10 protein-coding genes are annotated in these 13,273 nt (G+C 36.3%); 6 read left to right on the top strand and 4 right to left on the bottom strand.

Translation table 11 applies throughout. From position 1 onward, the window contains the following. Nucleotides 1–190: 190 nt before the first annotated feature. The 5 genes from mnmE (at nt 191) to ACM03V_RS06860 (ending at nt 8,006) form a co-directional block, all read left to right on the top strand. Nucleotides 191–1,606 carry a tRNA uridine-5-carboxymethylaminomethyl(34) synthesis GTPase MnmE gene (gene mnmE, locus ACM03V_RS06880; RefSeq protein WP_414620023.1) on the top strand — a complete coding sequence of 472 codons (1,416 nt, stop codon included), beginning with the start codon at nt 191–193 and terminating at the stop codon, nt 1,604–1,606. 418 nt (nt 1,607–2,024) lie between these two features. Continuing rightward, nucleotides 2,025–2,654, top strand: coding sequence for a helix-turn-helix domain-containing protein (locus tag ACM03V_RS06875; RefSeq protein WP_414620022.1), 630 nt, complete (start codon nt 2,025–2,027; stop codon nt 2,652–2,654). Continuing rightward, the gene (locus ACM03V_RS06870; protein ID WP_414620021.1) at nt 2,641–5,388 is read left to right on the top strand and encodes a peptidase domain-containing ABC transporter; all 2,748 of its coding nucleotides are present in this window, start codon (nt 2,641–2,643) and stop codon (nt 5,386–5,388) included. Before ACM03V_RS06875 ends, ACM03V_RS06870 begins: the two co-directional genes overlap by 14 nt. Before the next feature lie 142 nt (nt 5,389–5,530). Beyond that, nucleotides 5,531–7,072 carry an HlyD family efflux transporter periplasmic adaptor subunit gene (locus tag ACM03V_RS06865; protein ID WP_414620020.1) on the top strand — a complete coding sequence of 514 codons (1,542 nt, stop codon included), beginning with the start codon at nt 5,531–5,533 and terminating at the stop codon, nt 7,070–7,072. Nucleotides 7,073–7,268: 196 nt separating this feature from the next. Continuing rightward, the gene (locus ACM03V_RS06860) at nt 7,269–8,006 is read left to right on the top strand and encodes a peptidylprolyl isomerase (protein ID WP_414620019.1); all 738 of its coding nucleotides are present in this window, start codon (nt 7,269–7,271) and stop codon (nt 8,004–8,006) included. Nucleotides 8,007–8,135: 129 nt separating this feature from the next. On the opposite strand, the gene ACM03V_RS06855 is transcribed toward ACM03V_RS06860, so the two are convergent. From ACM03V_RS06855 to ACM03V_RS06840, 4 genes are all read right to left on the bottom strand, one after another. Beyond that, on the bottom strand, nt 8,136–8,321 hold the full coding sequence (locus ACM03V_RS06855) for a hypothetical protein (protein WP_414620018.1): 186 nt from the start codon (nt 8,319–8,321) through the stop codon (nt 8,136–8,138). Between the two features lie 115 nt (nt 8,322–8,436). Continuing rightward, on the bottom strand, nt 8,437–8,619 hold the full coding sequence (locus ACM03V_RS06850; protein WP_414620017.1) for a class IIb bacteriocin, lactobin A/cerein 7B family: 183 nt from the start codon (nt 8,617–8,619) through the stop codon (nt 8,437–8,439). A 372-nt stretch (nt 8,620–8,991) separates the two neighbouring features. Beyond that, on the bottom strand, nt 8,992–10,095 hold the full coding sequence (locus tag ACM03V_RS06845; protein ID WP_414620016.1) for a T3SS effector HopA1 family protein: 1,104 nt from the start codon (nt 10,093–10,095) through the stop codon (nt 8,992–8,994). 36 nt (nt 10,096–10,131) lie between these two features. Next, a complete protein-coding gene (locus ACM03V_RS06840; RefSeq protein ID WP_414620015.1) occupies nt 10,132–11,307 on the bottom strand; it encodes a phosphotransferase family protein in 1,176 nt (391 codons plus the stop codon). 376 nt (nt 11,308–11,683) lie between these two features. On the opposite strand from ACM03V_RS06840, the gene ACM03V_RS06835 reads away from it, so the two are divergent. Further along, on the top strand, nt 11,684–13,003 hold the full coding sequence (locus ACM03V_RS06835) for an S-layer homology domain-containing protein (protein WP_414620014.1): 1,320 nt from the start codon (nt 11,684–11,686) through the stop codon (nt 13,001–13,003). Nucleotides 13,004–13,273 lie beyond the last annotated feature (270 nt).

Here is a 13,273-nt window from a genome sequence, read left to right as displayed (position 1 = left end):
AATCCGATTTTGGATTTTAGATTTTAACAACGGATGCGTTTCTTTTAGATTTTGGATTCAAGAGGGAGAGTTAGGAGTCAAGAGTTAATAGTTAAGAGTTAAGAGTTAAGAGTTAATAGTTAATAATTATAAATTTCCCCTTGTCTCCCCATCCCCCCATCCCCCATCCCTCCTCTCATCCCAACTCCCAATGCCTCAAACCTTTGCTACAACTGGAACTATCGCGGCGATCGCCACTGCTGTTGTCCCTCAACAGGGTAGTGTGGGAATTGTGCGGGTTTCTGGAGAAGAAGCTTTACAAATTGCTGATTCTATTTTCCACGCTCCGGGAAAACAAGTTGTAGAATCGCACCGGATTCTTTACGGTTATATTCGTCATCCCCAAACGCAAAAATTGGTAGATGAAGCGCTTTTGTTAGTCATGAAAGCCCCTCGCTCGTATACCCGCGAAGATGTTGTAGAATTCCACTGTCACGGGGGAATTATGGCGGTGCAGCAGGTATTAAAATTATGTCTGGAAGGCGGCGCAAGACTCGCACAACCGGGAGAATTTACGCTCAGAGCCTTTTTGAACGGACGCATCGATTTATCTCAAGCCGAGAGCATTTCCGATTTGGTTGGTGCAAAATCTCCTCAAGCTGCTCAAACAGCACTGGCTGGTTTGCAAGGAAAATTAGCCGATTCTATCCGTCAGTTACGCGCTAAATGTTTGGATATTGTGGCAGAAATTGAAGCACGGATTGATTTTGAGGAAGATTTACCTCCTTTAGATGCTGAAGCAATAGTCTCGGAGATTGAAAAAGTCATCTTAAAAATGACCGAATTAATTGCAACAGCCGATAAAGGCGAACTGTTACGCACGGGTTTAAAAGTCGCTATTGTTGGTCGTCCGAATGTGGGAAAATCAAGTTTATTAAATGCTTGGAGTCGTAGCGATCGCGCAATTGTCACGGAATTACCGGGAACCACTCGCGATGTAGTTGAATCGCAGTTAGTTGTGGGCGGCATACCCGTACAAGTACTAGATACAGCAGGTATTCGCGATACCGAAGATCGAGTAGAAAAAATTGGTGTCGAACGTTCGCGGAGTGCCGCACAAGCAGCCGATTTAGTATTATTTACCATCGATGCAACAACGGGATGGACAAAGGATGACGAAATAATTTACGAACAAGTAAAGCATCGTCCTGTGATATTAGTAATTAATAAAATTGATTTGGTAGAAGATAGTCAAAATAAATTAACTCAAAATCAAATTGCAAATATCAAACAAAAACATCCGTTGTTAAAATCTCAAATTTTGACGGCAGCAGCAAAAAATCAAGGAATTGAAGCATTAGAAACAGCGATTTTAGAACAGGTAGAAATTGGCAATATAGAAGCTTCAGATATGGATATAGCAATTAACCAACGTCAAGCTGCTGCATTAATCAAAGCGAAATCATCTTTAGAACAAGTGCAAATCACAATTGAGCAAGAACTACCCTTTGATTTTTGGACAATAGATTTACGGGGTGCAATTAACGCTTTAGGAGAAATTACCGGAGAAGAAGCAACAGAATCTGTTTTAGATCGGATTTTTAGTAAGTTTTGTATTGGGAAATAAATCGGCTCATTCAATAGTATTGTTAAGCAACGAGTCATACGCTTAGTTTCTTTATGTTGTGCTGCCCCAACCCTCTTATTAATGATATCTCTCCACTCGACCGATCGACCGCATTACTTTTAATCAGCCGTAAAGCATTGGTGAATGGTTTTTAGTAAGGACTTCAGTCCTTAGATTAAGAGCTAAAGCTCTTACTACAAACAATTTGCACAACTTCATTACCCCATTTCACTTTTGATTTTTCATAAATTGTTAAAAGCACTCAAATTTTGGGAATACTTGAATTAAAAGTACTTTTATATACAGATAAATCTGCTTTCAGGTTAATATTTTGTTCTTTTCGGGAGTTTCCGTATTCTCCGAAAAGTTTTCAAAATCGTGACTTTGCTTTGATATCAAACATTCTAATTTTCACAATATGTCTGATTCCAAACCAATTTTCGATCCCAATTATTCAGAAGAAACTGATAGCCAATTACTGAGTGCATTTCAAAGGAAATTTCTACTCAACAATTTATACACTGATTTACCATCATCTTACCGTCAACGCATCGAAATCATGCTGTTAGCGGATGAAGGGAAATCTCAAGCAGAAATTTGTCGAACTTTGGGATGTTCTCCAGCTACGGTACGCTATTGGATGCATATAGCCCGCTCCGGAATGGCGCATCAATGGCAAGATTGTCCGATCGGTCGTCCGAAAGTAGTAAATGACGAATATTTACAACGTTTGCAAGAACTGCTCAAGGGTAGTCCCCGTGACTACGGTTACAGCTTTCAACGATGGACGACAAACTGGTTGAGCAAACATCTTTTCAAAGAATTAGGAATTCAAGTTAGCGATCGCCACATTAAACGACTGCTCAAACAATTAGGTTTATCTACTCGTTCAAAGCCTAATACTTGTCTTGATAGTACGACTGAGACAAAAAGTAGCAAAATCTCGATTCGCGAACTTAAATCGGCTTCTTTGACTGATAGCGTCGAATTTTTGCCCCTTCACTTCACAAAATTAGAAACAGTTTTGGAAATTGATGATGGACAATGAACCGTTAATTTCCCCAGAACAGCTAAATAAAACTTTGGGATACTCTCTATCTGAAGATGAGTTTGAAACTTGTCTGCAACAAGCTAAATTCTTACAGCCCAAAGTTGGAAAGTTTTGGCAAGGAACTGAGGTTAAAGCCGGTATTTACATTGTCATTGCTGGTAAGGTCAGATTACTCGATGATACTGATGAGTTAATTACTACACTCGAAGCTGGGACTTCATTCGGAGAGTTTACCTTATTTCCTGATGATAATTTTAGTCCTTATGCAGCCAGAGCCTCAGTAAATTTACAGTTGTGTTTTATTCCGGTTGAAGCTTTATTACTGCTACTTAATAAGTATCCTCAAATCCGGGAATATTTGTGGGAAAAAGCGCGTTCAGCCGCACGGCTGTGCCCATCGCTAAATTCTCTGTTGTCTAATTCCGAAGAAACAACAGTTGCCCAAACTGATATACCTGAAATTCAAGTAGATGATGTTTGGTCAACAGCAGAGCCACAATTTGAGTCTCAAAAAAAGATTAGTAAAGCCTATTTACCCCAACCAACTCAGCGAGTAGGGCATTTATTACAAAAAGTAACTCATCGCTATCCGTATTTTGCTCAACAAAGTGGATCGGATTGCGGTGCTGCTTGTTTGGTAATGGTATCTCGATATTGGGGAAAACGTTTTAGCGTCAATCGTTTACGAGATGTTGCGAATGTTGACCGTAATGGAGCCTCTTTGCGGGGGTTAGCAGCGGCAGCAGAAAGTATAGGTTTTAACACCAAACCAGTAAAAGCGAGTCTGGACAAATTAGCGCAGCAAGATTTACCTGCAATTATCCATTGGGAGGGGAAACATTACATAGTTGTGTATGAAATTACACGAAAACACGTAATTGTATGTGACCCTGGTATCGGTCAACTTAGCCTCACCCATGAAGAATTTAACGATAAATGGACGAACTATGCGCTGTTATTGCAACCTACAGCCTTTTTGAAGGATGCGAAAGAAGCGACAACTCCCTTTTGGCAATTCTTTGAATTAATGAAACCTCATTCTTTGGTAATGTTTGAGGTGTTTGTTGCTTCTTTATTTATTCAAATTTTTGGACTAATTACACCATTATTTACCCAGTTAATTTTAGATAGGGTGGTGGTACAGCGTTCGGAATTAACTTTATTTGCAGTTGGTTTAGGGCTGTTAATTTTTAGCTTGTTTCGGGTAGCAATTACGGGGTTGCGACAATATCTATTAGATCACACCGCAAATAAGGTTGATTTAGCATTAATTGTTGCTTTTGTTCGTCATACATTGCGGCTACCACTGAGTTATTTTGAGAATCGCTATGTGGGGGATATTATCTCTCGTGTTCAGGAAAATCGTAAAATACAACGGTTTTTATCTGGAGAAGCTTTATCAATTCTACTAGATTTATTGACGGTATTTATTTATGTAGGATTGATGTTTTGGTACAGTTGGAAAATGGCGTTACTGACTTTAGTAATTGTCCCTCCTTTTGCGTTATTAGCCTTGATTGCTACACCATTTTTGCAACGCAAATCTAGAGAAATTTTTAATGCTATTGCTACCGAAAGCAGTTATTTAATTGAAGCTCTTAGTGGGGTGCGGACAATTAAATCGACAGCAGTAGAACAGACGGTACGTTGGCATTGGGAAGATTTATTAGCTAAGGAAGTTAAAACAAACTTTTCTTTAGAAATTATCAGCAATCGGCTACAAATTTTCAGTAATACAATTGAAGCTGTAGTTACTACCGCGTTATTGTGGTTTGGAGCGCATTTAGTAATTAATAATCAGTTAACTATTGGGCAATTAGTTGCATTTAATATGCTGTTAGGTAATATTATTCAGCCTTTTCAAAGACTAACAGTATTGTGGAATCAATTGCAGGAAGTAGTAATTGCAGTAGAACGAATTAATGATGTATTAGATGCGGAGCCAGAGGAAGATTTACAGCAACAAGTACGGCAAAACTTACCAGAAATAAAAGGTAATATTCGCTTTGAAAAAGTGACATTTCGCTATCATGCAGAAGGAGATACTAATGTCATTGAAAATCTTAGCTTTGAAGTGAAACCCGGTCAAATGGTAGCTTTGGTAGGGCGTAGTGGTTCGGGGAAAACCACCATTTCTAAATTAGTTTTGGGATTGTATCCATCTACAGATGGGACGATTTTTATTGATGGACAAGATATTAATAGTATTTCATTGCGCTCCTTACGTCAGCAAATAGGAGTAGTCGATCAAGATACCTTTTTATTTGGTGGAACAATTCGGGAAAACATTAGTTTGGCATACCCTGGTGCAAATTTATCAGAAATTATCGAAGCAGCAAGATTAGCAGGTGCAGATGAGTTTATAAAAAAATTACCAATGGGATATGAAACCCAAATTGGTGAAGGAGGGGGAATGCTTTCGGGTGGACAAAGGCAAAGAATTGCTATTGCCAGAGCATTATTAGGTAATCCTAGATTACTGATTTTCGATGAAGCAACTTCCCATTTAGATACTGAATCAGAAAGGATTATTCAAAAGAATTTAAATACGATTCTCAAAGGTAGAACTTCTCTAATAATTGCCCATAGACTTTCTACCGTCAGAAATGCTGATTTGATTTTGGTACTAGATAAAGGTGTATTAATTGAAAGTGGAAGTCATGATGAATTAATGGCAAAAAAAGGACATTTTTATTATCTCAATCACCAGCAATTAAATGTTGCAGCATAAAAATCTTCTGGTTCCCAGGCTGAGCCTGGGAACTAGATATAAAGGCTCTGCCTTTTATTGCAACTGACGCAAGATATTAACAATAAGCACTGATGTTTTATTTTTAAAACAAACATTTTAATAAACAAAGGATAAATAATTCATGCCAAATCCATTAAATGAACGGGTAGAAAAGCCGATAGTCGAAGAAGAAATCAAGGAACCAAATTTAAAAAATATTGATAATATTAACTCTACAAATCCAGCTAAAACCCCTGAAGATTGGTCGAATACAACAAAGGAATTACTTGATAGTTTACCTAAAGTTTGGACAAGAGGATTACTCTATTTTTTAGTAGTATTTATATCAATAATTTTACCTTGGGCAATGCTATCAAAAGTCGATGAAACTGGTGCGGCTAGAGGAAGACTGGAACCCAAAGGAAAGACAGTTAAATTAGATTCTGCTGTATCGGGTACTGTTGCTGAAATACGCGTTAAAGAAGGCGAACTAGTACAAGCAGGACAGACATTATTAGTATTAGAATCAGAATTAGTTAAAGCCGAATTACAACAGGTTCAACAAAGACTGGAAGGACAGTTAAATCGGCTTGCTCAGTTGAATTTATTAAAAAATCAGTTAGTAGTCACATTAGCAACTCAAAGGCAACAAAATCAAGCTCAAGAATTAGAAAAACAGGCTCAAATTGACCAAGCAAGACAGAATGTTCGGACAATTGTTAATTCTTATAATTTACAAAAAGAAGAAAAATTAGCTCAGGTAAATCAAGCACGAAAAACTCTCGAACACAGTTTAACTGCTAAAACATTAATGCAAAGTAGCTTAAGGAGTAGCCAGCGAGAGGTAACAAGATATCAGATGCTTTTAAAACAAGGAGTTGTGCCAGAAATTAATCTTGTAGATAAGCAAGATGTCGCAAAAGATAAGCAAAGATTGTACGAACAAAGTGAGTCAGATATCGAGCAAGCGAAATTACGTTTAGCAGAACAACAGAGTAGTTATCAGCGGACTATTCGTCAAACTAAAGCAGATATTGAACAAGCAAAATTACGGTTAAAAGAGCAGGAAAGAAGCTATCAGACTTTGACTCATTCTGGTAAACTCGCCATGTTAAAAACTGAAGAACAGTTGAAAAACTTAGATACAGAAGTTACAACAGTAAAAGCAGAAATAGCTCAAAGTAAAAGTCAAATTAAAGCTTTAGAATTTCAGATAAGTCAACGAGATGTCAAAGCAACCGTTAGCGGAATATTATTTCAGCTACCAATTGAAAAATCTGGTTCTGTAGTGCAGCCAGGAACAATGGTAGCCGAAATTGCACCCCAAGATTCACCTTTAATTGTTCGGGCACAAATGGCAACTAGTCAAAGTGGTTCTTTGCGAAAAGGACTAGCTGTAAAAGTAAAATTTGATGCTTATCCTTTTCAAGATTATGGAGTTATAGAAGGTAAACTTTTACAAATTTCTCCTACCACCTTGGAGGTAAATACACCAAACGGTAAAGTTGCAGCTTATGACTTAGAAATTGCTCTGAATCAGAATTGTATTCCCAGTGCTAATAAATGTATTGCTTTACGCCCTGGAGATACAGCAACCGCTGAAGTTATAGTACGTCAGCGACGGATTATTGATTTTCTGCTCGATCCGTTTAAGCAATTACAAAAAGGTGGAGTGAAATTGTAGAAAAAATCCGGTTTTATACTGTTTTAAATATCATCATAATTGATTTATAAAAGAATAAATATTGCTAATTCAAGCAATTAAATGTTTCGCAAAGCTTCAAATTTATTAGTATTACTGTAGAGTCTATTGGAAGATAGAGAAAAAATTCACAGAAACAGAATAATACTAATATTGCATAAAAACTAGGAGTTAAACCATGTCGCAAACTATAACTATTAGCAAAGAAGATATTCTCGAACAAGTTAAGCTATCTGGCAGAATTACCGAAATAATAGACGAAATTTTACAGCGAAAAATGATTGTAGAATCAGCTCAAGAAGCTGGAATTAAGCTACGAGATGAAGCATTACAAAAAACAGCGGATGCTATGCGATTAATGAATGGACTTGAAGGTGTTGAAGACACTTGGGCATGGTTAGAAAAAAATTATATATCTATAGATGATTTTGAACAAATTGCTTACAATGGTCTGATTTCTGCAAATTTAGCAAAACATCTTTTTGCTGATAAAGTCGAACCTTACTTTTATGAGAACCAACTCGACTATGCTGGGGTGGTTATGTATGAAGTTATTTTTGATGATGAAGATTTGGCAATGGAACTCTTCTACACAATTAAAGAAGGTGAAATGAGCTTTTATGATGTTGCTCACAAATATATCCAAGATACAGAGTTACGCAGAAAAGGTGGATATCAAGGAATAGTTAATCGTAAAAATTTAAAAGCAGAGATTTCCGCAGCGGTTTTTGCTGCGAAACCACCCCAGCTTCTGAAACCAATTTTAACTTCTAAGGGAGTACACCTAATTTTAGTAGAAGAAATAATTCAGCCTGAATTGAATGAAAGTCTACATAATAAAATACTTGCGGATTTATTCGATAATTGGCTTAAAAAACAAGCTGAAGAACTTAAGATTATGCCAGTAATTAAATAGGTATTTTAACTTGAAAATATCAGTTAAACCTTCTAATTAAACAAAGACCTGCATCTAAGTCAAAAAGATGCAGGTCTTTATTTAGTAAAAATTAGACAAGTTTGATAAAAATTCAAATTGTATCAATTATTAAGAAACAGGAATCTGTGGAGTTAAAATAGGAACAATATAAGGAGAAATACTAGGTAAAAGTGGAGTCATCCCACCTTTATTTGCATCAAGTTCGGCATCTGTTAACTCTTGAAGAAAACTTTCAGAGTCTTCAAATAATTGAACACCAACGGGTTGTAATTCAGAAATTGCAATTTTAGCCATTTTTAATTTTTTACTAATTCAATTTTTGTTATTAGTGATGAGTATTGTATTTTCCTCATCACATTGTTAAAAGCGAAATGAGTTTTCTACAACTTCAGCAAATGGAAGTTGAAATTTATCTGGCGTTGCAATAGCGTGCGCTAATCAAAATACCAACAGCAACACCAGCTAAGAAGGGAGTGAGTCCACCTTTAGTTGCATTAAGTTCATTATCTGTTAACTCTTGAAGAAAGCTTTCAGAACCATCAAACAATTCAGCACCAGCGGGACGTAATTCAGAGATTGCAATCTTAGCCATTTTTAATCTGTTCCTAATTAAATGTGTTTTCTTTTTTGTGATTGGGTGTTTGTTTCCCTCTCACATTTATATAATGTCTCATCTCATCTACGATTGCCAAGAGGTTTGATAATAGACAATGTGACATAAATAATTTATTTTTATTCGGAAAAAGATTAAAAAATATGGGGTTATGTATCGGTTCAATTAAGGAACAATGAGGTTAAATTAAAGAGAGCTATTTTTAGTGACATAATATTGTTAGTTTTGTCATTTTTTGTTTGTATTTTTCCTATTTTCAAAGCGAAAACCTGGACTTCTTATCGAAATCCAGGTTCCAAGTTAATTTCCTTACTTGCTACTTACTACTCCCTACTCCCTACTCCCTACTCCCTAAAAAGAATCCAGCGAAGCATATATATCCTCAGAATTAGCATTTAAATAAGGATGTTCCAAATCAATCCCTAAATGCGAGAATTGCCCGCGAATAGCCTGCATCCGCGCTTCTGGAGAATTATCCCCTTCCAACCAAGCCTGTAACAACCCATTCGCAACGATTTGACAGCGATTCATTCCAAAACTTTCTTGCTGAGCAAATTTGTTATCTGGCTCCTCAGCTAAACCCAAACCCGGTGCTAGCTGCTTGGTAAATAAGGGAAGCTCTAATTTAAAATGAGATTTATTTTCGGAATAAACCGTCTCAAGTACTTTTCTTACAGCTTCATAATTGGATTTATCAATGTACAACACCCCAGAATCATGACGCTTATATTCTGCTGGGTTGTATAGCACCTTAAAGTGGAAGTAAATCGGAATTGCGTTGAGCATCTGTGTCAAACGATGCATCACAGCTACAGCCCCGGCAGGTGTAAAATTAAAATACACCCTAACCATATTTTCATGACTTTCGGGTTCGGTATTACTAACCGCTAGATAAAAGCCATTTTGCACCAAGTTTTTGGGCATTCGGATAGCAACGCGATCGCCAACTACAGCATTTTGCTCGCAATCTTGAAGATGCTTCTCTCGCTCAATATGTAGCGTTAAACTACTCTTCTTTACTGCTAAACTGCCATCAGTCTCTTCGCGTAAAATTAACCAACCAGCATCAAAATATCCTTCTCCACAATTACTTTCATCTAATTGCGAATAAAAATCTACATCTATTCCTAAAATACTATTATTGTCTAAATCTATCGGTAAATTATTGTCTTGATTATCTAGTGCTAGCTGACTTCGCAAGAAACCGTTATAGTAAATACCGTAGATAAAATTTTGTAATTGTAGACTCAAATATTTCTGCTGCATTTGATTTGATAAATTCTCAAAACGAGCAACGGTTTCCTCTGGAAGTTCTAGAGGTTGATAATTCGGGTGACAAATACAAAAATTAGATTTAATTTCAATATTGCTAGCAATATCTTGTAAAACATCTATTAATTCTGTATTTACCTCAGTAATTAGCTGATTTTGATTAGAATCTAGTAATTGTGTCATTGTATTGTTTTATTTGATTTCTTTGCAAATATTCTATTAGGCAGGAATTTTAATTTTTGAAGGGTTCAATTCCGCCGCTGTAACACCAAAAATAGTTGGTACCGATCGCTCTGGATGACACAACAATGTCTTAGCTACCTGAAGCATGGCAATCCCAGTGTTATCAAAGGTTTTTTGATACTGAATCATCGCTTGAATTTGTTGAATTAAACCAAAACCTACAAACTGGACAACTCTTTCTAAAAAGTCTGGACGCTGTTCTAAAATTTCGGTAAATGTCTCGAAATAAGCTTTGGTTAATGATGCAATTGAAGGCTGAAGTTCTTCTAAAGGTGTCATTGCTAAACGCAAAGATTCCTCTATACTCAATGATTTGCTAATCACCAAACTAGTTAACCAAATGATTACGTAGCTGCCGATAGTCGTTCCTAAATCAAAAGCTGGATCTCCCCAATTTGAACGCTCCCAATCTATTAACCGTACAATGTTATTACTAGAACTATTATCCAATTCTTGCCAATTATTATGTAAAAGAATATTATTTAGCTTCAAGTCATTATGTGTCACACAAGAAGGTAAAAAAGCGTCACCTACATTTGCTAAACCTTCCCCTAAACTTTCAAACTTTTGATAAAGCGAAAAAAACTTGAACCCATCAACAGGTACAATACTAAAAACGTCTGGACTAATTCTTTCTAAACCATCAATTAAATTTTTTACCATACTATCTGCATTCTGTTCGGAATTTTGCAAGAATAATTCTTCATATTCTTGACGCTGAAAAGTACAACGATGGATAGTTCCAAGAAGAGTACCAATTGCTGTAGAAATTTGTGGATGAAAATTATTTTCTTTTTGATAAAAATCCATTACATCACGATAATCATCCAAGTAACGAAAGATAATTATCGAATTATCGCTATCAAAATGCAGCAACTCCGGCAACAATTGACGCAGGTGATTTAGTTGGGAAAACTTCTGCAACAACTCCTGAATTTGCCACTCACTCAAAAACTCACCCGCAGTTTCACCTTTATGATTGTGTCGCTCCTGCTTCACCAGCAGTTTACTACCATCTGCTAAAGTCACCAATAAATTAAAATTCTTGGCTGCAATTGGTTCTATATTATTTAGTGTTTGCTGTGGTGATTTGCATAGCTCATGCTCCACTAAATAATCAAAAACATTATCGCGATTCAATTTTGATTTCATAATACATTCAATTTCAAGCAGGTTTTTACATGAATTATTTATAGTTAGCAGCATTTATCTGAATAAATCTGATTCAATCAAAATATTGAATATTCAATGCTTTACCGCTAACTTTAAAAGTCAATTTCAAGGAACAATATGTTTTTGTTCAGATTCATTTTAAGCAACAATAAATTTATCTACCTGCTTTTTAGAAAGATTGAAAAGACATAACTAACTTTTTTTTGTCCCTCAGATGGAAAAGATATTGTTATACTGCTTCTTTAGAGAAATTTCGTTTCACAACAAATTAATTCATATATCGTTAGGAGCAACCTCAGAAAATTACTTGCAGTCTGCGCTAGTGTAATAGTTGAAGTCTTATAAATAATTTCTTGTGCTGCACTGTAAATATCCAGGTGTATTTTTAAGTTTGGTTGTCTTACTCTCAATAACGGGTTGTGCAAACACTCCGTTTGCGAAAAATCTGGAGAAATCCCTGCAAGCTGACTCTAGACTCGAAGATAACTCAGCTATTTTCGGTGCTAAGCAAGTAAATGATAATCAACAGCAACCAGAAAAAAGCTTACCAGCTGATTTCCCTAAAGAAATTCCCATATATCCCAATGCACAATTACAGTCAGTTACCCCAAGTAACGATAATACGGGAAAAATATCCGCTCGTTGGACTAGTTCAGATCCCAGTAACTTTATAGTTGATTTTTATCGCAGTCAGTTTAGAACGAATAAATGGGAAGTTACAAAATCACCTACAGATGAAGAAGGAGAATTTGAAGCACAACGCGATAATTCACAGGTAAAAGTTTCTGTTGAACCCAAAACCGTAACCAACCCACAACCAAATCAACCACAAATAAATACTGAATTAGTAATCGAGTACTCATCTAGTACAAGCGTTTCTCAAACTACCTCAAATTCAACTCCTTCAACCACAACAAACCCAGATTTTATTGGCCCGGTACAACCCGCAGATACAGCCCAAAATACTCCTCAAACTAGTTTTGAGTCGCAAGAATTTGACGATTTAAACAAAGCACCTCAAGAATTACAGCCATATATCCAGGATTTAGCAACATTAGGTGTTTTATCCGCTCCCACTAATACAGCTAAAACTAATAATCCTGCAAACCAGTTTCAACCCAATACAAATATTACCCGTCGGCAATATGCTCGCTGGTTAGTTACTGCTAATAATGCAATATACGCTAACGTGCCTTCTAAACAAATTCGCTTAGCTGGGGCAAGTAATAAAAGTGCTTTTAGCGATGTAAAAAATTCAGATCCAGATTTTGCTGCAATTCAAGGATTAGCCGAAACTGGATTGATTCCTAGTTCTTTATCAGGTGATTCTACACAAGTTTTGTTTCGTCCCGATGCACCGTTAACGCGAGAACAATTGCTTTTATGGAAAATTCCTCTTGATACTCGTCAAGGTTTACCTAATGCTTCCTTAGATGCAGTCAAACAAACTTGGGGTTTTCAAGATACAGCAAAAATTGACCCCAAAGCTTTACGTGCAGTATTAGCAGATTATCAAAATGGCGAAAACTCAAACATCCGCCGTGTGTTCGGTTATACAACCTTATTTCAACCGAAAAAGGCAGTAACTCGCGCTGAAGCTGCTGCTGCTTTATGGTATTTCGGCACGGAAAGCGAAGGCATATCGGCACAAGAAGCTTTGAAGTTAAAGCAATAACGAGTAATTGAAAATTTAAAATGTAATGACATAACAACTACAGAGGTTTTTAACTAACCTCGTGATTCACGCATAAAATGTGAATTTTTAACCATATCTTCATAAATAATTCATAAATTATAAAAACCTTGTAAGTATGTCACAACATAGTGATTATACTGTGGTTTATATGATATCAATAACAGAAGCTATTAGTACGTAAATCGTAAATGGAAACCCCTTTAAAATTCTGCTTTTAAGGGGATTTGATTAATATATTAAGGAATAAAA

The organism is Calothrix sp. CCY 0018, assembly GCF_963920925.1.
Taxonomy (GTDB): Bacteria; Cyanobacteriota; Cyanobacteriia; order Cyanobacteriales; family Nostocaceae; genus Rivularia.
Note: the sequence above shows the minus strand (reverse complement) of the source record. Positions and strands in the feature narration are given on the sequence as shown.

What these genes read in the sequence shown, in the direction of transcription:
- ACM03V_RS06865 (WP_414620020.1), top strand. Translation starts at nt 5,531, where the DNA reads ATGCCAAATCCATTAAATGAACGGGTAGAAAAGCCGATAGTCGAAGAA.
- ACM03V_RS06870 (WP_414620021.1), top strand. Translation starts at nt 2,641, where the DNA reads ATGATGGACAATGAACCGTTAATTTCCCCAGAACAGCTAAATAAAACT.
- ACM03V_RS06875 (WP_414620022.1), top strand. Translation starts at nt 2,025, where the DNA reads ATGTCTGATTCCAAACCAATTTTCGATCCCAATTATTCAGAAGAAACT.
- ACM03V_RS06845 (WP_414620016.1), bottom strand. Translation starts at nt 10,095, where the DNA reads ATGACACAATTACTAGATTCTAATCAAAATCAGCTAATTACTGAGGTA.
- ACM03V_RS06840 (WP_414620015.1), bottom strand. Translation starts at nt 11,307, where the DNA reads ATGAAATCAAAATTGAATCGCGATAATGTTTTTGATTATTTAGTGGAG.
- mnmE (WP_414620023.1), top strand. Translation starts at nt 191, where the DNA reads ATGCCTCAAACCTTTGCTACAACTGGAACTATCGCGGCGATCGCCACT.
- ACM03V_RS06860 (WP_414620019.1), top strand. Translation starts at nt 7,269, where the DNA reads ATGTCGCAAACTATAACTATTAGCAAAGAAGATATTCTCGAACAAGTT.
- ACM03V_RS06855 (WP_414620018.1), bottom strand. Translation starts at nt 8,321, where the DNA reads ATGGCTAAAATTGCAATTTCTGAATTACAACCCGTTGGTGTTCAATTA.
- ACM03V_RS06850 (WP_414620017.1), bottom strand. Translation starts at nt 8,619, where the DNA reads ATGGCTAAGATTGCAATCTCTGAATTACGTCCCGCTGGTGCTGAATTG.